The following is a 21,357-nucleotide window of genomic DNA, read 5'->3' on the forward strand; positions in this document are numbered from 1 at the left end:
CCGCCGGACGGCGTCCGGCGCTCTGACCGGAGCCACCCGGGCCTCCCGGAAGCGCGGACCCAGGGCTTCACGCGGTCGCGCGTTCCGCCACCGTCATCACAGCAGGAGGAGTCGCAACCCATGACCATCGGACCCATCACCAAGGCCGCTCCCGAGACCGCCACCTCGGCGGCCGCCGTGCGTGCCGTGATCGCCGATGCCGCCGCGTTCTTGGCGCCGACCTGGCCGCTCGCCGACTTCATCGCGGTCAACCCACTGTCCGGCCTGGTGGACCGCCCGTTCGCGGACGCGGCCATCACCGCCGCGGACCTGCTCGGAGCGCGGGTCACCCCGGACGAGAGCTGGCTGCGGGCGGCCTGGCGGCACGGGCGGATCACCGACGACGACGTGCGTGCCGCGCTGATCCGCCGCCACCCCGAGGTGCTGCGATGCCGACCGCTCACCCTCGGCGGCCGGCCCTACGACCCGGTCGAACTCCTGTCGGCCGATCTGCACCAGGGCATCACCAACCCCCCGCCGATCCGCCAGGCACGCACAGCGACTGAAGCGCTGGCCCCGGACATGGCCGCCCTCCTCGACACCCACACGATCCAGTGGTGCTCGGCCTATTTGGACGAGGGCCAGTCCACCTGGCGGATGCCCGGCCGCGACCGAGGCTTCTACCACGCGTGGCGGGCTCTGGCCGCACACGACACGACCCTGCCGCGGCGCGTGCGTACACGTCTTCGGGACCTGCCCGAACGGGCCGAGCAGGCCGTTGCGGAGGCTCTGGCCGCCCTCGGTGTCCCGGACGACCAGCGCACCCGCTATCTCCAGGCCCATCTGGCATGCCTTCCCGGATTCGCCGCCCACATCCGCTGGCGGGGCGAACTGCAGGGCAGTGGTATCGACCTGGTCGCCTACCTCGCCCTGCGGTTGACCACCGAAGCCGCCGCGCTCACCGAGACCCATACCCACGGTACGGCGTGGAACTCGGCCTCCGCCGACCTGCTCGACACCGGGCAGGCCACCACCGAACCCGACGATCGGGCCCGCCACCTTCTGGCGGCCCTGGAGATCACCGACACCGACGCGGCACAGCGCACCGAATTGGCGCGGTTCCTCGACCGACTCCCGGTGGAGCAACGAGCCCTCGTCTGGCTGGACGCCTACGAAGACCACTACCGGAGCCGACTGCTGCGCACCCTGAGCCGCTCGGTGCCCGAGTGGACCGACGCCCCTCCGCGGGCACAGGTGGTGTGCTGCATCGATCCCCGTTCCGAGGGACTGCGCCGCCACCTGGAAGCGCTCGGTGACTACCAGACCCTGGGCTTCGCCGGATTCTTCGCCGTCGCCATGCGCTACCGCGACCTCGCCGGAGGAACCGCTCGTGCCCAGTGCCCGGGCCCGATCACGCCCCGGCACACCGTCACCGAACGCCCCAGCGAGGGTCGACGGCGCGCGGCCGAACGGTCGCTGACCGGCCGCCGGGTACTGGCCGCGGCCGACCACTCCCTGCACGCCGCCAAGGACGACCTGGTGGCGCCGTTCGTGCTCGCCGAATCGGCCGGTTGGCTCCTGGGCCCGTTGGCCGCGGCCAAGACCTTCGCTCCCGGTGCCGTCGGCGCCGCCCGCGCGTGGTGGACCCGCCGTATCACCCCCGACCCTGCGACCGAGATCTCCCTCGAGGACGCCTTCACCTCCGAGGAGCGCACCGCGACCGCCGAAGGCATTCTCACGTTGATGGGTTTGACCCAGGGGTTCGCACGCCTCGTCGTATTCTGTGGGCACCGTGCCCACACCGACAACAACCCCTACCAGGCCGCGCTGGACTGCGGTGCATGCGGGGGGCACCCCGGCGGTCCCAACGCCCGCGCCGCCGCCGCCCTGCTCAACGATCCGCAGGTTCGCCGACATCTCGCCGAACGCGGCATCGGCATTCCCGACGACACCCGGTTCGTTCCGGCCGAACACGACACCACCACCGACACCGTGCGCCTGTTGGACACCCACCTCCTGCCCGACACCCACCGCCGGGACGTCGACCGGCTCACCGCCGATCTTCGCACGGCCGGCGCACACCTGGCCGCCGAGCGCTGCGCCACCCTACCGGGCGCACCTTCCCGGCCCCGCCCACGGCACGCGGCGCGCCACACCCGCACACGCGCCCGTGACTGGGCCCAGGTCTTCCCCGAATGGGGTCTGGCCGACAACGCGGCCTTCCTCATCGCACCCCGCGCCCTCACCCGGGGCATCGACCTGCACGGCCGTCTGTTCCTCCACGACTACGACCCCGACCTCGACCCGGCCGGCACCGTCCTGGAGACCATACTCACGGCGCCGCTCGTCGTCGCGCACTGGATCAACAGCCAGTACTACTTCGCCGCCACCGACCCCCAGGCCTTCGGCGCCGGCAGCAAGGCCCTCCACAATGTCGTCGGCGGTGGCCTCGGTGTCATGACCGGTCACACCGGCGACCTTCGGTCCGGCCTGCCCTGGCAGTCCCTCACCGACGGCCACCACACCAGGCACGAACCGCAACGCCTGCTCGCCATCGTGCAGGCACCCTTGCAGCGGTTGGACACCCTCATTGCGCGTCACACCGTGCTGCGCCACATGTTCGACCACGACTGGGTCGGTCTCGCCGCACGCGAGCGCCCCGATGAACCCTGGCTCCGTTACACCTCCACCGGTTGGCGGCCCTGGCTTCCGGCCACGGTCACCCCCGAGGGCAGCTGTCCGTCCGCACCGCTGAGCACATGACGACCGGGCACGTGCAGCGCCACTTCACTCCAGGAAAGGGAAGTACCCGATGAACATGCTCCTGTTGGTTCGAAGCGTGGACGACGTCAGGTCCGCGGTCGAGAACGTGAGCGACTATCTGGTCAACCATCGACGGCAGTTCGGGGATGAACCGGGATCGAACCGGCTGCTCGGACTGTGGATCCGCCCCGAGCTCGAAGCCGGGCTGCCCGTCCTGCTCCCTGGCGCCGCTGACGTCACCCCCACTCAACCGCCCTCTGAAGCGGTGGGGATCGAGAGGTCGTTCTCGCTGGCGGGCATCTGGACCCTGTGCTGGACGGACGGGCCCGCCCTGCGGGAAACACAGGACCCGTTCGAGCTGCGCAACCGGATCCTCGATGCCCTGGTGGCGGACGCAGCGCCCGAACCGGCCGTTCCGGAGGCGTTCGTTCCCGTATTCGCCGAGGACGATGCCGTGGAGACGAGCATGGCGGCGCTACAGGCCCGGTATCCGCGGCTGATCACCGAGCACTGGTACGTCGATGACCGAGAACGAGGAATCGTCGGGCCGCTGAAGACCACGGAAGGGTGATCGCCTTTCCGTGCACCGCATCACCCAGCGCATCAGGGCAGGCGACCGGGGTGCCCGTCCCGGTCATCGATCACGAGTCGAGGAGATTCCCGATGGAGTTGTCAAGCCGGAGCGGTGACACGCCGTGAGGCCCTCAGGCCACCGCGGCCAGCTTCACAGGTCCTTGACCTTCAGTCCACGTCCCGCTGGCCTGAGGGAACGTCACCGCCTAGAGAAACGCCCCCTAGCTGGCCCTTGAGTTCTAGTGGTCGTTGCAACACCCCATCTCTGAAGGGGTGCGATGGACGACGAGATCCGCAAAGAACGCCGGATACCGCAGGGGCGCAAGAAGCTCGTCCGTGAGCGGGAGGAATACTTCCGGCTCACGGACCAGGGCTACAGCAGCAGAGAGGCCTGCCGGATCGTCGGCATCAACCGGCGTACCGGCAAGGTCTGGCGCAACGGTCGCAGAGCGCACAAGAGCCTGGAGAGGCCCGTGGCACCCCTCAGGGGCCCCGGGGCCTCTCCGGGCTCTTCGCGTTTCCTGAGCCAGCAGGAGCGGACGCAGATCGCCGACATGTTGCGTCTGCGGTCCTCGATCCGCTCGATCGCCGCCGAGCTGGACCGGGCCTCGTCCACGATCAGCCGCGAGGTCCGCCGCAACCGCTCCTACTACGCCTCCATCAAGAAACACCGGTACGGCCCCTACGCCGCCCAGGTCCGCACGGACGAGCGCAGGAAGCGACCCAAGACCCGCAAGCTCGACGCCAACTCGCGGCTGCGCGAGTATGTCCAACAGCGCCTGGATCAGCGCTGGAGCCCCGAGCAGATCGTTCACCTGCTCCGCCGGGACTTCCCCGACGACCAGGAGATGCGCGTGGGCCACGAGACGATCTACCAGGCCCTCTACGTCCAGGGCCGCGGCCAGCTGCGCCGCGACCTGGCCAAGCTGCTGCGCACCGGACGCACCATGCGCCGGCCCCGCCGCTCCGCTTGCACCCGCCAGCCCCGCATGTCCAAGAACATGGTGATGATCAGCGAGCGCCCGGCCGAGGCCGCCGACCGGGCGGTGCCCGGCCACGGCGAACAGCACACCCAGCACCGCGCCGACAGCGGCCAGTTGCAACGCGGCGCGGACCGCCGCCCACAGCAGATCCCGGCTCAGGGCCAGACGCTGGGCATGGGCCAGTGCCAGGGCCAGCGCGACGAAGACGGTGCACAGCGCGACCACGCCCCATGACGGTGCCGCGGTCATGGTCCCTCCATCAGGTAGTCCAGGCTCTGGGGTGGCCCGTGTGCGGCCAGGCGGCCGTGGTCGAGGACGAGTACGGCGTCGGCGGCGCGGATCCAGGAGCGGCCGTGGGTGGCGGCGAGCACACTGGTTCCGGCAGCCGTGAGGGTGCGGGCCACCTCGGGCACGACCCGGGCGGCGGCCCCGTCCAGCGCGCTGGTGGGTTCGTCCAACAGCAGCACCTCGGGCTGCAGGGCCAGGGCACGCGCCAGGCACAGGCGCTGGGCCTGGCCTCCGGACAGGCCCGCGGTGGGGCGGTGGAGAAGACCGGTCGGCAGGCCGAGGCGACCCAGAAGATCGGCGGCAGCCGCCTGGCCGAGGTCGGGGCGCCCGACGCGCAGTTCGGCGGCGACGCTGTCGGTGAGCAGTACCGGGTGCTGGGCGACCAGCACCACACGGCGGCGCGGGGCGAGCACGTCGGTCTCGGCCAGCGGGCGGCCGTGGAAGGCGAGGTGCCCGCGGGTGGGCTCCGCCAGACGGTTGAGCAGGCGCAGCAGTGTGGTCTTCCCGGCGCCGCTGGGGCCGGTGACGATGGTCAGGCGCCCCTGGCCGACCTCGGCGTCGATCCCGTCGAGGAGGGGAGCCCCCTGCTGGTCGAATCCGACACCGGTCATGGAGAACACCACGCCCGCACACTCCCTGTTTCCTACACCCCACATACGGATAGTTATGAAACCATGGTTACATGTTCGGTGGAGGTACGGGGGAAGGAGTGGATGTGATCACGCACCACAGCAGGTCGAAGGCGGCCCTGGCGCTGGGGTTGGTGGTTGTGCTGAGTGCCTGCTCGGCGGGCCAGGCGGACCAGCAACAGCAGGACCAGCAATCGTCCGAGGCCCTGGTCGAGCCGGCCACCACACAGGCCCAGGACTGGGCGCAGGTGGCCGACGCGCTGGGACGGGAGGGACAGCTCTCCGATGACACGGTCTACCGGGTGGGCTTTCCCCGCTCCGACCTGGACGTGACCTCCCGGGGGGTGCAGATCGGAGCGGGGTTCGCCCTGGGCTCCTACGCGGCCTTCACCCGCTATGAGGACGGCACGACGATGATGATGGGCGATCTGGTGGTCACCGAGGAGGAGCTGCCCGGGGTCACCGACGCCCTGCAGGACAACGGCATCGACCAGACCGCGGTGCACCAGCACCTGCTCGACCACGAGCCCGCGGTGTGGTGGACCCACTTCCACGCCCACGGCCAGGACGCGGCCGCGCTCGCACAAGGGGTCGACGAGGCGTTGGAGGCCACCGCCACCCCGCGCGAGGCCCAGGACGGGCCGTCGCAGGAGCTGGATCTGGACACCGCGGCCGTGGATGAGGCGATGGGCACCCAGGGCCGCGCCCAGGGCGGGGTGTACAAGTTCTCCTTCGCCCGCACCGGCCAGGTCACCTCCGGTGACCACGTGCTGCCCTCAGGCATGGGGGTGGCCACGGTGATCAACTTCCAGCCCACCGGCGGGGGTAAGGCGGCGGTCAACGGCGACTTCGTCATGACCGCTGACGAGGTCCAGGGGGTGATCCAGGCGCTGCGGGAGGGCGGCATCGACATCGTCGCGCTGCACAACCACGCCCTCAACGACCAACCGCGTCTGTTCTACATGCACTTTTGGGCCAACGATGACGCGGCCACGCTCGCCAGGGCGTTGAGGAACGCGGTGGACCAGCACCAGGTCGAGCCCACCGGCTAGCGGCCACTTCCGATCGATCGAGGACCACACCAGGAGAGGAGTCCCTGCGTTGCGACCGCAAAACGCGCTGGACTGGGTTGCTTTCGTGTTGCTGTTGATCGGCGCGTTCGCCTGGGGGGCGTTCGTCACCGACGTCAACGTGCTGGACCGCCTGCTCGAACCCATCGCCGACCCACTCGACGACACGGTGTTCATCCTCATCGCCGCAGCCGGACTGTACTGGATCGCCCGCGTGATCGGTGTGGGCAGACGGGCCCGGCAATGAACGCTGAGCCCGCCGCGCAGGGGCCGGGCGAGTGGGTGCTGTTGAGCTACCGGATCCCGCGCGAGCCCTCCACCCCCCGCATCAGCGTGTGGCGCAAACTCAAACAGCTCGGCCCCGCCCAGATCAGCGACGGCCTGGTCGCGCTGCCGGCCGATGCGCGCACCCGCGAACACCTGGACTGGATCGCCGAGGAGGTCGTGGAGGCCGGAGGGACGGCCACCGTGTGGCTGGCCCGGCCCACCGCCCGGGCCCAGGAACATCACCTGGCCCAGACCATGGCCCAGGCCCGCGCGGCCGAATACCGCGCCGTGCGGGCCGAGGCCGCCCACGCCCGTAGCCTGCCCGAACCCGAACGCCTCCGGGCGATGCGCCGGCTGCGTACCCAACTGCGCCGCATCGCCCGCCGCGACTACTTCCCCCCGCCCGAGCGCCGCACCGCACGCGAGGCCGTCGAGGCCCTACATCCAGACCACACCGAACAGGAGAGCGCATGAAGTGGTCCACCCGCGCCGGTATCCACATCGACCGAGCCGCCTGCGCCTGGCTGATCCGCCGCCGCATCGACCCCGAGGCCGAGTTCGTGTTCGTCACCGACCCCGCCGACGTGCCCGAGCAGGCCACCGCCTTCGACATGCGCGGCGTCGAGTTGGGCCACCACGGCGGCGACTGCAGCTTCGAGACCATCCTGCGCCGCTACGACCTCACCGACGCGGCGCTGTGGAAGATCGCCGAGGTCGTCCACGAGGCCGACCTGGACGACGAACGCTACGACGCCCCCGAGGCCCCCGGCTTGGACGTGGTCCTGCGCGGTTTGTCGATGACCGGTAGCGACGAGCGCACCCTGGCCGTCACCGGTCCCCTCTTCGATGGCCTGTACGAGTACTACCGGCGCCAGAGCCTCCTGGGACGGGAACCCGCATGAGCACCGACCCCCACCACCCCACCACCGAATCCGACGACGCCCCCGGCGGCGCCGGGGAAGCGCGGAGAGACGCCGCGCCCGTGGGCGACCTGGTCCCCTTCCGCACGGCCCTGCGCGTGTGGTTCCTGGTCTCCCTGCAGACCTTCGGCGGCCCGGCCGGGCAGATCGCCGTCATGCAGCGCACCCTGGTCGAGGAGCGGCGCTGGATCGGCCAGCAGCGCTTCAACCACGCCCTCAACTACTGCATGCTGCTGCCCGGCCCCGAAGCCCAACAGCTCGCGATCTACCTCGGCTGGCTGCTCAACGGCACCCGCGGCGGCATCGCGGCCGGCACCCTGTTCGTGCTGCCCGGCATCCTGGCCCTGGGCGCCCTGTCGGCGATCTACGTCGCCTTCGGCGACACCACCGCCGTCACCGCCACCTTCGCCGGACTCGCCCCGGCCGTGCTGGCCATCGTCGCCCAAGCCGTCCTACGGGTGGCCAAACGATCACTCACCCACCCGGCCCTGATCACCCTGGCCGTGGCCGCCTTCGCCGCACTCGCCCTGTTCGCCGTGCCCTTCCCACTGGTGATCGCCCTGGCCGCCCTGGTCGGCTGGCTGCTCTCACGCCGCGACCCCGACTTCGCCCGCCCCGCCCGCGTGGGCGACGCCGCTGACGGGCCCGCGCCCCTGATCTCCGACGAGGCCCTGCACCACGACCGGCCCACCGCGAGCCGTTTCACCAGGATCCTGGCCATCGGGTTGGGGCTGTGGGCGGCGCCGGTAGCCGTAGTGGCCCTGCTGTTGGGATCCGAGAGCATCTTCACCACCCAGGGCCTGTTCTTCTCCCTCACCGCGGTGGTGACCTTCGGCGGCGCCTACGCGGTGCTGTCCTTCATCGCCCAGCAGGCCGTGCAGACCTTCGGGTGGTTGGCGCCGGGAGAGATGGTGCGCGGCCTGGCCCTGGCCGAGACCACCCCGGGCCCGCTGATCATGGTCGTGCAGTTCGTGGCGTTCCTGGCCGCCTACCGCGACCCCGGCACCCTGGACCCCTGGGCCGCCGCGACCCTGGGGGCGCTGTTGACCACGTGGGTGACCTTCGTGCCCTGCTTCCTGTTCATCCTGCTGGGCGCCCCCTACGTCGAACGCCTGCGCCACAACACCGCGATCTCGGCGGCGCTGACCGGTATCACCGCCGCCGTGGTCGGCGTCATCGCCAACCTCGCCCTGTACTTCGCCCTCAACACCTTGTTCACCACCACAGGCACCTGGGACTGGGGCCCCCTGCACATCACCGTGCCCGAGGTCGCCTCGGTGAGCCCGGTCGCGGTGGTCATCACCCTCATCGCGCTCATGCTGACCTTCGCCCTGCGCTGGCCGATCCTGCGGGTGCTGGGCGTATGCGCCGCCCTGGGCCTGGCCAGCACCCTGCTGCCGCTGTGAACCGGGCCAGACGGACTCCACCGACGGCTGCGCGTGCACCGGCAGAGACGTCCTGGCACGTGGAAGTCAGCGCACTGACCTGAAATCCCGGAGGCGCGACGAACCGCAAAGACATGTGAGCATGACGGCACGCACTTCCAGCCCTGATGCTGCATCGCTGACACCGACAAGCCGTGTGACAGAGAATCAAATATTCTCTGTCACACGGATCCGGGTGTGCCCCGCGCGGCCTGCGTCGAGGTGTTCGCCGGCCGCAGGTGACTCCGTAACATTCTCTGTCACACCAGCCGGGAGGTGTTGTGACCGTCCACCCCCTGCCCCGCCCCGGCGCCCTCACCCTCGCCCAGGCGAGCGCCGAGTTCCTGGACCGGTTCCGCGGCCAGCCGCACACCCGCCGCGCCTACGCCCAGACCCTTGTTGCCCTGGAGCAGGCGGCCGTGTGCGGACCCTCCGCGCCGGTCGAGGTTGCCTTCACCCCCGACGCGGCGGCCGCCGCCCTGGCCCGCTGGGAGAGCGCGGCCCCGGCCACGTGGAACAAGCACCTGGCCGCCCTGCGCTCCTTCGCCTCCTACTGCGCGCGCCGGGAGTGGCTCACCACCGACCCCACCCATCTGTTGGAGCGGCGCAAGGAGCCCCGCCGCGGTGACAAGTCCGTCCCCGCCGCCCGGCTGGAAGCCCTGTTCACCGACCCGGACGTGAGGCTGCGCGAGAAGGTGCTGTGGCGGATGCTGTACGAGACCGCGGCCCGCGCTGAGGAGATCCTCACCCTGGACGTGGGTGACCTGGACATGGCCATGCGCCGGGCCCGGGTTCGCTCCAAGGGCGGTGCGATCGAGTACGTGCACTGGGCCACCCCCACCGCCCGCCTGCTGCCCCGGCTGTTGAACGGGCGCACCACAGGCCCGGTGTTCTGCTCCAACCGCCGCTCCCCGACCGCCGGCGCCCGAGCCCGCGCCCTGGCCGACGTCGACCCCACCACCGGCCGGGGACGGCTGTCCTACCCGCGCGCGGAGTACCTGTTCAAGCAGGCCTCGAAGAAGTACGACCCGCACGGGCAGGGGTGGACGCTGCACCAACTGCGCCACTCCGCCCTCAAGCACCTGGCCGCCGAAGGCCGCAGCGCCCCCGAACTCCAGGCCAAATCACGCCACGCCCACCTGGCCACCCTGGGCAAGTACGTGCGCCTGGGCGAGGAGACCGCTGCCCGGATCACCGCCGAACACGACCCGTACAACCGGCGCGCTCCACGCCGCTGAACAGCGATCAACGTCGTGCCCTTCTCACCGTCGTCGACGGCCAGCCGGACGGCGTGCCGGTGGAGGAGCCTCACCAGGGGACATAAGCTCTGTTGCCGCTTCGTCACGTATTCCGGTCGCCCCCCGTGTTCGCCGTCCTCTTCCTCGCCGCCTGGTGGCGAGCCCGCTCCCTGGACTCCCGCCTGGTCGGCCTGGCCCTGTTCGCTCCCGTCGCCACCGTCGTCGCCTACGCGGTCAGCCGCACGGTGAAGTCGTTCTTCGAGCAGATGCGCCCCTGCCAGGCGATGACCGACCTGGCCACGATCGCCACCTGCGACCCGCTCGGCGACTGGTCCTTCCCGAGCAACCACGCCGCGATCGCGGGCGCCGCCGCCGCGGCGCTCATCCTGGCCTGGCGCCGCATCGCCGTCCTGGTCGTGCTGCTGGCCGTCCTGGAGGCCTTCTCCCGGGTCTTCGTCGGCGCCCACTACCCCCACGACGTCACCGTCGGACTCCTCGTCGGCGCCGTCGTCGCGGCACTGGTCTCCCTCGCCGCGTCCCGCCCGATGACCGCCCTCGTGGAGCTGCTCGCCCGCAACGACCGCCTGCGCCCGCTGGTGCGCGCCGAAGGGCCGGACGGCCCGGAGGCTCCGGACACCCCCGACACGACCGCTCCGCCCCCGTCCGAGGCCAGCGCCCCCGTCCGGGGCGGCCACGCCGCCCGACGCTGAGCGGACTCCCGTGCCCCGTCCCCTCCCGGGGGCGGGGCACCCGCGTGCGCGGGGCCTCGACCTCCTTTCGCTGGTCGGGCACGAGGTCGGACACACGTGTGCCCGACCAACCGGGAATCCCGGCCGCCGCGAGATACACGTGTACGTGCCCGACGCCGGGACCCCGGGCGACGCGAGGCGGGTCATGGTCCCGGTACCGGACACAGCTGACACACTGGTGAGGTGGGTACTCAACAGACTTCAGCAGAGCTTTTCCAGCGTGCCTCCGCCGTCGTGCCCGGCGGCGTGAACTCCCCCGTCCGCGCCTTCGGCGCCGTCGGCGGCACCCCGCCCTTCTTCGTCAAGGGCGAGGGCCCCTACCTCACCGACGCCGACGGCCGCCAGTACGTCGACCTGGTGTGCTCGTGGGGGCCGTTGGTCCTCGGCCACGCGGCCCCCGCCGTCGTCGAGGCCCTCCACGGCGCGGTCGACGCCGGGACCTCCTACGGGGCGCCGACCCCCGGCGAGGTCGAGCTGGCCGAGCTGATCGTCGGACGCACCCCCGTGGAGAAGGTCCGCCTCGTCAACTCCGGCACCGAGGCCACCATGTCCGCGATCCGCCTCGCGCGCGGCTTCACCGGACGCAGCAAGGTCGTCAAGTTCGCGGGCAACTACCACGGCCACGTCGACGCCCTCCTGGCCTCCGCCGGTTCGGGCCTGGCCACCTTCGCCCTGCCCGACTCCCCGGGCGTGACCGGGGCCAGCGCCGCCGACACCCTCGTGCTGCCCTACAACGACCCCGAGGCGGTCGAGCGCGCCTTCGCCGAGCACGGCGACGAGATCGCCTGCGTGATCGCCGAGGCCTGCCCCGCCAACATGGGCGTCGTCGCGCCCCGGGACGGGTTCAACGCCCGGATCAAGGAGATCGCGCACGCCAACGGCGCCCTCCTCATCCTCGACGAGGTCCTCACCGGCTTCCGCGTCAGCGCCTCGGGCTGGTTCGGCCTGGAGGGGGTCGCCCCCGACCTCATGACCTTCGGCAAGGTCATGGGCGGCGGCCTGCCCGCCGCCGCGTTCGGCGGCCGTGCCGAGATCATGGACCGCCTCGCTCCCGACGGCCCCGTCTACCAGGCGGGCACCCTGTCCGGGAACCCGCTGGCCACCGCCGCCGGACTGGCCACCCTGCGGGGCGCCACCCCCGAGGTCTACGCCCGCATCGACGAGGTCTCCGCCCAGGTTTCGGCCGAGGTCTCCAACGCGCTCGGCGAGGCCGGGGTCGTCCACCGGATCCAGAACGGCGGCAACCTCTTCACGGTGTTCTTCACCGACCAGGAGGCCGTCGACTTCGACACCGCGCGCACCACCGACACCGCGGTCTTCTCCGCGTTCTTCCACGCCATGCTCGACCAGGGCGTGTACCTGCCGCCCGCCGCCTTCGAGGCCTGGTTCTTCTCCGCCGCGCACGACGACGCCGCCGTGGACCGGGTGGTCTCGGCGCTGCCCAGGGCGGCCCGCGCCGCGGCCGAGGCCCGGGGCTGACGCCCAGGGCCGGTACAGCCCCGACGCCCACGACTCCGAACGAAAGACACACACGATGACGACGACCACCGTCGTGCACCTGCTGCGACACGGAGAGGTGTACAACCCAGGCAAGGTGCTCTACGGAAGGCTTCCCGGCTTCCACCTCAGCGACAGGGGCCAGCAGATGGCGGAGATGGCCGCGGAGTGGTTCGAGGGCCACGACATCGCGGCGCTGTTCTCCTCGCCGCTGGACCGCACCCAGGAGACCGCCGTGCCCCTCCAGAAGGCGACGGACCTGCCCGTCACCCTGGACGACCGGCTCGTCGAGGCGGCCAACAAGTTCGAGGGCATGAGCCTTTCGCGGCGGTCGGTGCGCGACCCCCGCGTGTTCAGCCGGGTGTACAACCCGTTCCTGCCGTCCTGGGGCGAGCCCTACTCCGAGATCGTCGCCCGCATGGTGGAGGCCGTCAAGGTCGCCCGCCGGGCGGCGTGGGGCCGCGAGGCCGTGTGCGTCAGCCACCAGCTGCCGATCTGGATGTCCCGCCGCGCGGCCGAGGGCAAGCGCCTCTGGCACCGTCCCGACCTGCGCGAGTGCAACCTGGCGAGCGTGACGTCGCTGACCTTCAGCGACCAGCGGCTGACCAGCGTCAGCTACGCGGAGCCCGCCGCCGTCCTGTACAAGGACGAGCCCGCACTTCCCGGGGCGTGACCCGGAGCGCGCACCCGTAACGGTAAGCTGGGCCTTCGGGTGCGGTAGGTGCGCGCTCTCAGCGCCGGACCCGGGGGACACCACCCCGGTCGCGCCGGCCGCTCCGGGCCCCGGGCACGCCGGTGTCCGAACGGCTCCGGTGACCGCATCCGAACCCCTTGCCGGTTTCCACCGCCCAGCGGTGCGGCATGTCCGTAACCTCCGTCAGCGAGAAGGTGATCCCATGGGTTCCGTCATCAAGAAGCGCCGCAAGCGGATGGCGAAGAAGAAGCACCGCAAGCTGCTCAAGCGCACGCGTGTCGCGCGTCGCAACAAGAAGTAGGACCGGTAGCGGCGAACGTCGTCTCTCCGCGGGCGCGGGCGCGCTCCAGGCACGCCCGGACGCGGAGACACCGCCGTCCTTGCCCGGCCTTTGCCGCGGCAATGGAATTTTCTGGGTGAGGCGCTGTTGTGCCTCACGGGTCGCGGTCGCCGGTTCACCCTTGGGGTGAACGGTCCGCGGGCCTGCCGGAACAGCTCCCGTCTCCTCCCAAGGAACGTGTCGCCATGGTTCGTGTCGTACTCGTCACCGGGGTTTCCACACCCCTGGCCGCCAGGGTCGCGCAGACCCTGAGCGAGGAGCCCGGTGTCCACCGGGTGATCGGTGCGGACTCCTCGCCGCCGCCCGCGGACGCGCCGGGGATCGAGTACGCCCATGTCGACCTGCACGACGGGAGCCTGGACAGGATCGTCGCCGACTCCGGCGCCGAGCTCGTCCTGCACCTGGGCCTGGACACCGTGGGCCGTCCCAACCGCGAGGACAACGTCCTGGGCACCATGCGGGTGCTCGGCGCGGCCCAGCGCTCCACCACCGTCCGGCGCCTGGTGGTGCGGTCCAGCGCCACCCTGGACGCCGACGACGCGGCCGAGGTCGAGCGGCACACCCGCGGTCTCCAGCGCCGCCGCCCCGACCTGTCGGTGGCCGTCCTGCGGTTCGCCAACCTCATCGGCCCCTCCGTGAGCACCCCGCTCACGCGTTACCTGGACTCGCGGTTCGTGCCCACCGTGCTCGGCAGCGACCCCGACGTGCAGTTCCTGCACGAGGACGACGGCGCCGAGGCGCTGGTGCGCATGGCGCTCAGCGACGGCACCGGGTTCTTCGACGTGGCGGGCGAGGACTCGGTCCGCCTCTCGCACTGCCTGCGCCGCGTCGGCGGCCAACGGCTCCCCGTCCCGGCGCGCGGCCTGCGGGTGCTGCGCGGCCTGGCCAGGCACGGTCGGATCGACTACGCGAGCTCCAGCACCGCTCGCGCCGTGAGCGCGGGCCTCAACACCTCGGGCATGCACACCGACTCCCTGGAGCGGGTGCTGGACTGGTCGCCCTCCTACAGCTCGGTGGAGGCCTTCGAGACCTACGCGGGCAGCCGCCGCGGTACGTCCTCGCGAGGAGGCGGGCTTCGGCCCGTCCACGTGCTCGCCCTCGCCAGGGCCACGCTGGGGCGCTGAGGCCCCTCCGGTCGGCCCCTTGTGCGGCCGACGGCACGAAACGCCCGGAAAGCGCATCTGAGGGCGTTGTGGACAGCATGAAGTGTTTCGGGCCCCTGGGCCCCCTTGATCCATTCCACCAGGCGGCCGCCCGCCAGCGCCACGCCTCCGCGTGACCTGTGGACGACTCCAGCCCCGGGCCCGCCGCCGTGCGGCGGCCCCTCCGGTGACCGGTCCCCCGCCCGTACGGGCTCTCTTGCCTTCCGGCCTTCGGGGCGCCCGGCTCAGCCTGGTCGGCCCCGCTCCCCCGCCCTTCCGGTCCGGGCCTCCCGTGCCCGGCGCCCGGCTCTTCCCGTCCGGCTCAGCCGGTCCGTCTCTGTCTGACCGCGTGCAGCGCCACGGCACCGGCGACGGCGCCCACGGCTGCCGGGACGGCCACGCGCAGCGCGTTCCGGTGCCGCCGGAAGTCGTGCACCGGCCACCCGTGCGTGCGGGCGTACCTGCGCAGGTCGGCGTCCGGGTTGACCGCGTGCGGGCGCCCCACCAGGGACAGCAGCGGCAGGTCGTTGGAGGAGTCGCTGTAGGCGGAGCAGGACGCCAGGTCCCACCCCTCCCTGTGGGCGAGGGCGCGCACCGCCACGGCCTTGGCCGGACCGTGCAGCAGGTCCCCGTTCAACCGTCCCGTGTACACCCCGTCGACGCACTCGGCCTCGGTGCCCAGCGCGCCGGTCAGCCCCAGCCGCCGCCGGATGATCTGGGCCAGTTCCACCGGCGTCGCGGTCACCAGCCACACCGGCCGCCCCGCGTCCAGGTGCCCCTGGACGAGCGCCCGGGTGCCCTCCCAGATCCGGTCGGCCATGGTGTCGTCGTAGATCTCCTCGCAGAGCGCGACCAGGTCGTTCACGTCGTGTCCGGCCACGAACGCCAGCGCGGCCTCACGCGCGGCGTTGATGTGCTCGGGCTGCTCGCTGCCGGTCACCCGGAACACCGTCTGCCCCCACGCGAACCGCATCAGGTCGCGGGTGGTGAACAGGTCCCGGGAGGCCAGGCCCCGGGCGAAGTGATAGATCGACGCACCCCGCATCAGGGTGTTGTCCACGTCGAAGAAGGCGGCCCCGCGCGCGTTCGGGGACACGGCGTCGTGTGACACGGTTCTCTCCTGGCTTGGGTGGGGGAAACGGCCCTTCCGGTGTCGGGGCGGCGCTCCCCGCGTAGTGCGAGCCTACGGCCACCCGCGGGCAGGGTGGAGCCCCTGGGATGCGGCGGCAAACCTGGTGATGAAGCTCACAGTGTAAATCCCCGTTGTGGCCTCCACTCTGCGGGATCGTCGCCCACACTGACCCCCCAAATCTGCACCGAGTGCACATCCACCCGCTAACGTGCAGCATCATTGTCGGGATGGTGACGGTAGGACTGGCATTCATAAGCGCGTTGGTGGGCTGGAGCGCCACCGCCGCGCTCGCCGCGTACGCCCAGCGCCGTCCCAGTGTGGCCACGGTCGGATGGCTCGTCGCCGCACTGGGTACGACGGTCGGCCTCAGCGCGGCCGTGATCGGCGCGATGTTCGACTTCGGCGGGCTCACCTTCCGGCTGCTGCATATCGGCATCAGCCTCCTGGGCCCGCTCTACATGGCCTGGGGCGCACTGGAGTACGGCGTCCGCTCGCCCCGCGGCCGGTTCACCTCGCGGCTGTTCCTCAGCGCGTTCACCATCGTCCCCCTGGTGGTGCTGTCCGTCGACCGGGTGAGCACCCGTTTCGACGCCTCCTACCCCGCCTTGGGCGACCACTACGACCTCATCCCGCGCTCGCTCGTCAACATCGCGCAGGTCCTCGTCGCGGTCCTCCTCGTCACGGCGCTCGTCGCGGTCGCCAGGCGCGACTCCGACCACCGACGCACCGACCTGTCGGTGCTGGGGCTGGTCAGCCTGGCCGCGCTGCTCTCCGTCGTGGTCGGCCGCTTCGGCCTCGGCTTCGGGGGGCCGCTGCTCATGCTCGGCGCCGTCGCCGCGCTGTGGGGGGCCGTCGCCATGGCCGCGCGCCCGCGCCGAGACCCCTACGACGACGATGACGACTACTACGACGACTACGACGACGGGGGCGCGGACCCCGACGACGAACTCCCGGAGGAGCCCGTGCGCCGCAAGCGTCGCCAAGCCGACCCCTACGACGACTACTACGACGGCCCGCCGGTCCGCCAGGCGCCGCCCAGCAAGCTCCGCGGCGTCATCACCATCTACACGCTCGCCGACCGCCAGGGCCCGGGCTTCGACCGCATCGCCGACGCCCTCGTCGCCCAGGTCTCCCGCAGCGAGCCGGACACCCTGCTGTTCGCCTGCCACACGGTGCCCAGCGCGCCGCTCCAGCGCATCGTCTACGCGATGTACCGCGACGAACTGGCGCAGGAGGAGCACGAGCAGCAGCCGCACGTCCTGGAGTTCGCCCGTCTCAGCCCCCAGCACGTGGTCGCCACCAACGTGATCGAACTCTCCCTCGCGGGCGCGGCGGCCAGCGACGGCCTCGCAGCCATGCTGATGCCCCACTGAGCAGGGCCTGGAAGGCCCGCCGACAGGGCTGTCGAGCCCCGTTCCGCCCCGCGAGATGTCTCGAAACGGTTTATTCGTCCACGTGGGACAAACCGGTGGAAGACCCCGGGCATCCAACCTGTGGTGAAGTAACCTTCCGACAGGTTTCCATGACCGGCGCCCGTCGGGCGCCGATGGCGTGTGACCACGACCGGCGGGATGGCCCAGCCGAGAGCGCGCCGGAACGAAAGAAAGTGTGCTGGGATCTCCGATGCGTAAGTTTCTCGTCGTTCTCCTGATCCTCCTGGCGGTCGCCGTGGTTGCGGCCGACATCGGGGCACGCGGCTTCGCGCAGAACATGGTCGCGAGCCAGCTGGCCCAGCGGCTCCAGATGGCCGAGGAGCCGGAGGTGTCCATCGAGGGCTGGGCCTTCCTGCCGCAGGCCCTCGGCGGCACCTACTCCGAGGTCAACATCACCGCGGCCTCGGCCACCATGGACAGCATCACCGTCGAGCAGATCGACGTCACCGCCACCGAGGTCGACGCGCCCCCCGCCGACCTGCTCAACCAGCCGACCGTGGTGGCGGGGCAGCTGGACGGCTCCTTCACCGTCCCCTACTCCTTCTTCAACGCCTACCTCCCCGAGGGCATCACCATCACGACCGAGGGCGGCGAGCCCCGCATCACCGGTGAGCTGGCGTTCCCCGAGTTCGGCATCAGCACCTCCGTCAACGCGGGCGGGGAGTTCACCGTCGAGGGCGACACCGTGACCGTCACCCCCGTCGACGTCCAGGTGGGCGACGCCCCCGTCGACCTCAGCGGCATGGCCGCGACCATGCTCACCTTCAGCGCCCAGGCCCCGCAGCTGCCGTTCGGCCTGACCGTCACCGAGATGGAGGCCACCTCCAGCGGCCTGCGGGTCACCGGTACCGGCGCGGACGTTCCGCTGATGGGCGCCGACGCGGTCTGACACCCGTCCCGGCCGTCCCGCGGCGGTGCTGTCCCGGTCTGCGCCGGACGGTACGGCCGCGGGACCGGGAGCGTCCGCGAGCCACCGGGCGCGGACCGCGCTGATGCGCCTCGGGCGCCGGACCGCACCGGTCGACGGGGGGCGGCGCACCGGGAGCGACAGCCGGGGGACCGGTGGAGAGGCCACGCAGAGGAGGGGAAGCACCATGGCGCGACAGGACGCGGGCACGGCGGGCGACGTGCTCACGGCGGAGGATGTCGGTGCCCCGCTGGGGGAACGGGCCACCCTCGTGCAGTTCTCCACCGCCTTCTGCCAGCCCTGCCGGGCCACCCGGCGCGTCCTCGACGAGGTCGCGGCCATGGTCGGCGGCGTCGCGCACGTGGAGGTGGACGCCGAGTCCCGCCTCGACCTCGTCCGGCGCCTGGACGTCACGGCCACCCCCACCGTCCTGGTCCTGGACGCCTCCGGTCGCGTGGTGCGCCGGGCGGCGGGCCAGCCGCGCAGGGCGGACGTGATCGCCGCGCTCGGTGCGGCGGTCCTCTGAACCGCCTCCCCGGGGAGGCGTCCCGCCGGCGCGGATTACCTCTTTGTGATCCAGCCCACCAGTGACAAACGCGTAACAGGGCCTGTAGCGTCTTCGGTGTGACCACCTTGACGAGCGCGTATCTGACGAAGCGACGGGCAGTGGACTTCTGCCGCGTCGCCGCCGCGCTCTGTCTGTGTCCCTAGGGCGGACGGGCCCCGGAGCCCACGCCCCCTCCGTGCGACTGGTTCTCGTTTTCCGTGTACGCATCTGGGGACAGCACACATGCGGGTCGACCCTCACGGGCGGTGCCTCGCGCCTGCCCTGACCACTTCTCTGCCAGCCGGAGCCCCGGCAGCCGCTGACCTGCGCGTTCTCGGCCGCCGTTCTCCGCTCCGCGCCAGCACGGTGGTCCGGACGGTCCGACACCTCCTCCGCAGCCCGCTGGCCGCCGTCCCCGTACGCCCGGGATCCGACGTGCCCCGACCCCCCGGCGCACGCCCGGCGACCCCGGCCCGCGCCGGAACCGGGAACCCCGCACCGCTCCGCAGACCTTCGACATCCCCCGCTTCCGGGACGGCAGCCCCCGGGAGCACCGACCGGCACACACGACACCGCACAAGAAACACAGGAGGTTCCCCATGAGCCGCTCCGACGTCCTCGTGGACGCCGACTGGGTGGAGGCTCACCTGGACGACGCCGACGTGGTCCTGGTCGAGGTCGACGAGGACACGTCCGCCTACGACAAGGGCCACATCCCCGGTGCCGTCAAGATCGACTGGAAGACGGACCTCCAGGACCCGGTCCGCCGCGACTTCGTGGACCGCACCGGTTTCGAGAAGCTGCTGTCCGCCAAGGGCATCGGCAACGACGACCAGGTCATCCTGTACGGCGGCAACAACAACTGGTTCGCCGCCTACGCGTACTGGTACTTCAAGCTCTACGGCCACACCAACGTCCGCCTGCTGGACGGCGGCCGCAAGAAGTGGGAGCTCGACTCCCGCGAGCTCGTCAAGGAGGTCCCCGAGCGGGCCGCCACCCAGTACACCGCCCAGGAGCAGGACGCCTCCATCCGCGCCTTCCGCGACGAGGTCGTGCAGGCCATCGGAGCCAAGGACCTGGTCGACGTGCGCTCGCCCGACGAGTTCACCGGCAAGCTGCTCGCTCCCGCGCACCTGCCGCAGGAGACCTCGCAGCGCCCGGGTCACATCCCGACCGCGCGCAACATCCCGTGGGCCAAGACGGCGAACGAGGACGGCACCTTCAAGACCGCCGACGAGCTGCGCGAGCTCTACACCGACGCGGGCGTGGACCTGGACAAGGACATCATCGCCTACTGCCGGATCGGCGAGCGCTCCTCGCACACCTGGTTCGCCCTGCACGAGATCCTGGGCCTGGAGAACGTCAAGAACTACGACGGCTCGTGGACCGAGTACGGCTCCCTCGTGGGCGTCCCGGTCGAGCTGGGGGAGGCCGAGGCCAAGTGAGCGACAGCTGCGGAGCGCCGGTCGGCGGGGTCGCCCTCGCCGACGTCGACGCCGGGAACCAGGCGGTCATCCAGGGCACGGTCACCCGTGACGGACAGCCGCTGAGCGGGGCCTACGCCCGCCTGCTGAACGACTCCGACGACTTCGTCGGAGAGGTGGCCACCGGCGAGGAGGGCACGTTCCGCTTCTTCGCCGCCGACGGCTCCTGGAAGGTGCGCGTGCTGGCCTCGAAGGGCTTCACCGGCGAGTACGCGGTGCAGGCCGAGGTGGGCAAGGTCATCGACCTCCAGGTGCAGGCCTAGACGGCCGGGCGACCTCAGGCGTACGGGGCGCCGGTGCCGACGGGAGACCGTCCGGTACCGGCGCCCCGCGCCGTTCCCGGCCCTGTCCCTCCCAGGGTCCAGTCCCCGGGACCCTCAGTCCGGGGTCTCCTCCCGGTCCTTCTCGGCCAGGGGGAGGTTGAGCTCGACGGCGATGGCCGTGCGCCGCAGTATCCACAGCCGGTGCAGCTGCACAAAGAGCGCCAGCACCAGGCACAGGGCGGCGATTCCGGGGGCGAAGGGCAGCGTGTTCAGGGCGCTCTGGCCGACCATGAGGAACCCGAGCATCAGCAGGTTGCTCGTTTGGGCCGCCGCCATCCAGGGATTCTCCACCGCCCGTCGGCGGGTGCGAGCCCGCAGACACACAGTCGCGGCGGATTCCGGCTCGCCCACCGTCTCGCCTCGGCGTATGGCGCGGTCTGCCCGTCGGCGGGCCTGCCGTGACAGCCCACGCACACGAATGCCCTCTGCGTCATCGGTGACGGAGCCGGGCCAGCGGGGGCGACCGCGGCGACGGTTCCACCTGGCCCCCAGATACATACAGCTACACGTGCAGACCAGGAAGAGCAAGACGGCGACGAGCATGAGCGTGGACAGCAGCTGTTCGGGAATGGGGGGTCACTCCTCGGAAAGGGGGCGTCCTCTCTTCTTCTGTCCCCCTTCCCCTGCCCCCTGGGGAGGCGCCAACACGGCGGTGACTCGCCACCGGTGCCGGGAACGGGCGCCCCTCGGCGCGCGACCCTCCGGGAGCAGGGGCCGGGGCGCGCGGCCCCTCCGCCTCCGCGGGGTTCCCGGCGGGTTTTCCACAGGTCCGGGGCGGGGCTGGAAAGCGGTGCGCGCTGCTGCTTGACTGAGATCGACGGCCACTCCACCCGCGCTCACCGGCACCCTCCGTGCCCGTGACCGGTTCCGGCGTGGCCGTGACAAGCGCGGCGGGCGGGTGACAGCATTTCGCCCACGCTCCGGCCCGGTCCGGAGCCCCGCGTGAACGAGTCCCCGGCCGCCCCCGCGACGGCT

The 21,357-nt window shown here is 71.5% G+C and carries 22 protein-coding genes and 2 pseudogenes; 20 read left to right on the forward strand and 4 right to left on the reverse strand.

The features are described 5' to 3' along the window. The first annotated feature begins 120 nt into the window (after positions 1–120). The 3 genes and pseudogenes from HGB44_RS00960 to HGB44_RS00970 form a co-directional block, all read left to right on the forward strand. A complete protein-coding gene (locus tag HGB44_RS00960; protein WP_061081144.1) occupies positions 121–2,742 on the forward strand; it encodes a DUF2309 domain-containing protein in 2,622 nt (873 codons plus the stop codon). 49 nt (positions 2,743–2,791) lie between these two features. Beyond that, positions 2,792–3,313 carry a hypothetical protein gene (locus tag HGB44_RS00965; RefSeq protein WP_061081143.1) on the forward strand — a complete coding sequence of 174 codons (522 nt, stop codon included), beginning with the start codon at positions 2,792–2,794 and terminating at the stop codon, positions 3,311–3,313. Positions 3,314–3,593: 280 nt separating this feature from the next. Further along, positions 3,594–4,379, forward strand: a pseudogene (locus tag HGB44_RS00970) (IS30 family transposase); the annotation flags it as partial. Positions 4,380–4,427: 48 nt separating this feature from the next. On the opposite strand, the pseudogene HGB44_RS32795 reads toward HGB44_RS00970, so the two are convergent. Then, positions 4,428–4,547: pseudogene (locus tag HGB44_RS32795) on the reverse strand (hypothetical protein); the annotation flags it as partial. Further along, positions 4,544–5,197, reverse strand: a complete 654-nt coding sequence (locus HGB44_RS00980; RefSeq protein WP_106247094.1) for an ABC transporter ATP-binding protein — start codon at positions 5,195–5,197, stop codon at positions 4,544–4,546. The pseudogene HGB44_RS32795 and the gene HGB44_RS00980, both read right to left, overlap by 4 nt. Positions 5,198–5,301: 104 nt before the next feature. Here HGB44_RS00980 and HGB44_RS00985 point away from each other — a divergent pair, with 104 nt between their 5' ends. The 11 genes from HGB44_RS00985 to HGB44_RS01035 all read left to right on the forward strand — a co-directional run bounded on the left by HGB44_RS00985 (position 5,302) and on the right by HGB44_RS01035 (position 14,538). Continuing rightward, a complete protein-coding gene (locus HGB44_RS00985; protein WP_061081141.1) occupies positions 5,302–6,267 on the forward strand; it encodes a DUF1259 domain-containing protein in 966 nt (321 codons plus the stop codon). A 49-nt stretch (positions 6,268–6,316) separates the two neighbouring features. After that, positions 6,317–6,532 carry a DUF378 domain-containing protein gene (locus HGB44_RS00990; RefSeq protein ID WP_168443873.1) on the forward strand — a complete coding sequence of 72 codons (216 nt, stop codon included), beginning with the start codon at positions 6,317–6,319 and terminating at the stop codon, positions 6,530–6,532. Next, the gene (locus tag HGB44_RS00995; protein WP_061081139.1) at positions 6,529–7,026 is read left to right on the forward strand and encodes a Chromate resistance protein ChrB; all 498 of its coding nucleotides are present in this window, start codon (positions 6,529–6,531) and stop codon (positions 7,024–7,026) included. The genes HGB44_RS00990 and HGB44_RS00995 overlap by 4 nt, the downstream gene beginning before the upstream one ends. Continuing rightward, entirely contained in the window at positions 7,023–7,454 is a 432-nt protein-coding gene (locus HGB44_RS01000; protein ID WP_061081138.1) for a chromate resistance protein ChrB domain-containing protein, read from the forward strand. Before HGB44_RS00995 ends, HGB44_RS01000 begins: the two co-directional genes overlap by 4 nt. After that, the gene (chrA, locus tag HGB44_RS01005; protein WP_061081137.1) at positions 7,451–8,878 is read left to right on the forward strand and encodes a chromate efflux transporter; all 1,428 of its coding nucleotides are present in this window, start codon (positions 7,451–7,453) and stop codon (positions 8,876–8,878) included. Before HGB44_RS01000 ends, chrA begins: the two co-directional genes overlap by 4 nt. Positions 8,879–9,177: 299 nt before the next feature. Further along, complete coding sequence (locus HGB44_RS01010) at positions 9,178–10,134, forward strand: tyrosine-type recombinase/integrase (protein WP_082768409.1); 957 nt, start codon at positions 9,178–9,180, stop codon at positions 10,132–10,134. Between the two features lie 125 nt (positions 10,135–10,259). Continuing rightward, positions 10,260–10,844, forward strand: coding sequence for a phosphatase PAP2 family protein (locus HGB44_RS01015; RefSeq protein WP_231972473.1), 585 nt, complete (start codon positions 10,260–10,262; stop codon positions 10,842–10,844). A 222-nt stretch (positions 10,845–11,066) separates the two neighbouring features. Beyond that, positions 11,067–12,362 (forward strand): glutamate-1-semialdehyde 2,1-aminomutase, encoded by a 1,296-nt coding sequence (hemL, locus tag HGB44_RS01020; protein WP_082768408.1) that lies wholly within the window; start codon positions 11,067–11,069, stop codon positions 12,360–12,362. Positions 12,363–12,417: 55 nt separating this feature from the next. Further along, positions 12,418–13,053, forward strand: a complete 636-nt coding sequence (locus HGB44_RS01025) for a histidine phosphatase family protein (protein ID WP_061081135.1) — start codon at positions 12,418–12,420, stop codon at positions 13,051–13,053. Between the two features lie 223 nt (positions 13,054–13,276). Continuing rightward, positions 13,277–13,375: a 30S ribosomal protein bS22 gene (locus tag HGB44_RS01030; protein WP_013155353.1), complete on the forward strand. Its 99-nt coding sequence runs from the start codon at positions 13,277–13,279 to the stop codon at positions 13,373–13,375. A gap of 224 nt (positions 13,376–13,599) precedes the next feature. Further along, on the forward strand, positions 13,600–14,538 hold the full coding sequence (locus tag HGB44_RS01035; RefSeq protein ID WP_061081134.1) for an NAD-dependent epimerase/dehydratase family protein: 939 nt from the start codon (positions 13,600–13,602) through the stop codon (positions 14,536–14,538). Positions 14,539–14,878: 340 nt separating this feature from the next. Here the strand turns inward: HGB44_RS01035 and HGB44_RS01040 are convergent, their stop codons facing one another. Next, positions 14,879–15,667, reverse strand: a complete 789-nt coding sequence (locus tag HGB44_RS01040; protein ID WP_061081133.1) for an HAD family hydrolase — start codon at positions 15,665–15,667, stop codon at positions 14,879–14,881. 248 nt (positions 15,668–15,915) lie between these two features. Here HGB44_RS01040 and HGB44_RS01045 point away from each other — a divergent pair, with 248 nt between their 5' ends. From HGB44_RS01045 to HGB44_RS01065, 6 genes are all read left to right on the forward strand, one after another. Further along, the gene (locus HGB44_RS01045) at positions 15,916–17,061 is read left to right on the forward strand and encodes a putative quinol monooxygenase (protein WP_061081132.1); all 1,146 of its coding nucleotides are present in this window, start codon (positions 15,916–15,918) and stop codon (positions 17,059–17,061) included. Between the two features lie 250 nt (positions 17,062–17,311). Then, the gene (locus HGB44_RS01050; RefSeq protein WP_061081131.1) at positions 17,312–18,010 is read left to right on the forward strand and encodes an LmeA family phospholipid-binding protein; all 699 of its coding nucleotides are present in this window, start codon (positions 17,312–17,314) and stop codon (positions 18,008–18,010) included. A 205-nt stretch (positions 18,011–18,215) separates the two neighbouring features. Beyond that, positions 18,216–18,554 (forward strand): TlpA family protein disulfide reductase, encoded by a 339-nt coding sequence (locus HGB44_RS01055; protein ID WP_061081130.1) that lies wholly within the window; start codon positions 18,216–18,218, stop codon positions 18,552–18,554. A 98-nt stretch (positions 18,555–18,652) separates the two neighbouring features. Continuing rightward, the gene (locus HGB44_RS32800; RefSeq protein ID WP_369689881.1) at positions 18,653–18,739 is read left to right on the forward strand and encodes a putative leader peptide; all 87 of its coding nucleotides are present in this window, start codon (positions 18,653–18,655) and stop codon (positions 18,737–18,739) included. A gap of 435 nt (positions 18,740–19,174) precedes the next feature. Further along, complete coding sequence (locus tag HGB44_RS01060) at positions 19,175–20,020, forward strand: sulfurtransferase (RefSeq protein ID WP_061081129.1); 846 nt, start codon at positions 19,175–19,177, stop codon at positions 20,018–20,020. After that, positions 20,017–20,322 (forward strand): DUF1416 domain-containing protein, encoded by a 306-nt coding sequence (locus HGB44_RS01065; protein ID WP_013155346.1) that lies wholly within the window; start codon positions 20,017–20,019, stop codon positions 20,320–20,322. The genes HGB44_RS01060 and HGB44_RS01065 overlap by 4 nt, the downstream gene beginning before the upstream one ends. 114 nt (positions 20,323–20,436) lie before the next feature. Here HGB44_RS01065 and HGB44_RS01070 read toward each other — a convergent pair whose 3' ends face one another. Then, on the reverse strand, positions 20,437–20,658 hold the full coding sequence (locus tag HGB44_RS01070) for a hypothetical protein (protein WP_061081128.1): 222 nt from the start codon (positions 20,656–20,658) through the stop codon (positions 20,437–20,439). Positions 20,659–21,357 lie beyond the last annotated feature (699 nt).

Origin of the sequence: Nocardiopsis alborubida (assembly GCF_012396365.1) — a bacterium.
GTDB classification, from domain to species: domain Bacteria; phylum Actinomycetota; class Actinomycetes; order Streptosporangiales; family Streptosporangiaceae; genus Nocardiopsis; species Nocardiopsis alborubida.

Coding starts and splice junctions, on each gene's coding strand:
- HGB44_RS00960 (WP_061081144.1), top strand. CDS start 121: ATGACCATCGGACCCATCACCAAGGCCGCTCCCGAGACCGCCACCTCG.
- HGB44_RS00965 (WP_061081143.1), top strand. CDS start 2,792: ATGAACATGCTCCTGTTGGTTCGAAGCGTGGACGACGTCAGGTCCGCG.
- HGB44_RS00980 (WP_106247094.1), bottom strand. CDS start 5,197: ATGACCGGTGTCGGATTCGACCAGCAGGGGGCTCCCCTCCTCGACGGG.
- HGB44_RS00995 (WP_061081139.1), top strand. CDS start 6,529: ATGAACGCTGAGCCCGCCGCGCAGGGGCCGGGCGAGTGGGTGCTGTTG.
- HGB44_RS01000 (WP_061081138.1), top strand. CDS start 7,023: ATGAAGTGGTCCACCCGCGCCGGTATCCACATCGACCGAGCCGCCTGC.
- chrA (WP_061081137.1), top strand. CDS start 7,451: ATGAGCACCGACCCCCACCACCCCACCACCGAATCCGACGACGCCCCC.
- HGB44_RS01025 (WP_061081135.1), top strand. CDS start 12,418: ATGACGACGACCACCGTCGTGCACCTGCTGCGACACGGAGAGGTGTAC.
- HGB44_RS01030 (WP_013155353.1), top strand. CDS start 13,277: ATGGGTTCCGTCATCAAGAAGCGCCGCAAGCGGATGGCGAAGAAGAAG.
- HGB44_RS01035 (WP_061081134.1), top strand. CDS start 13,600: ATGGTTCGTGTCGTACTCGTCACCGGGGTTTCCACACCCCTGGCCGCC.
- HGB44_RS01045 (WP_061081132.1), top strand. CDS start 15,916: ATGGTGACGGTAGGACTGGCATTCATAAGCGCGTTGGTGGGCTGGAGC.
- HGB44_RS01050 (WP_061081131.1), top strand. CDS start 17,312: ATGCGTAAGTTTCTCGTCGTTCTCCTGATCCTCCTGGCGGTCGCCGTG.
- HGB44_RS01055 (WP_061081130.1), top strand. CDS start 18,216: ATGGCGCGACAGGACGCGGGCACGGCGGGCGACGTGCTCACGGCGGAG.
- HGB44_RS01060 (WP_061081129.1), top strand. CDS start 19,175: ATGAGCCGCTCCGACGTCCTCGTGGACGCCGACTGGGTGGAGGCTCAC.
- HGB44_RS01070 (WP_061081128.1), bottom strand. CDS start 20,658: ATGGCGGCGGCCCAAACGAGCAACCTGCTGATGCTCGGGTTCCTCATG.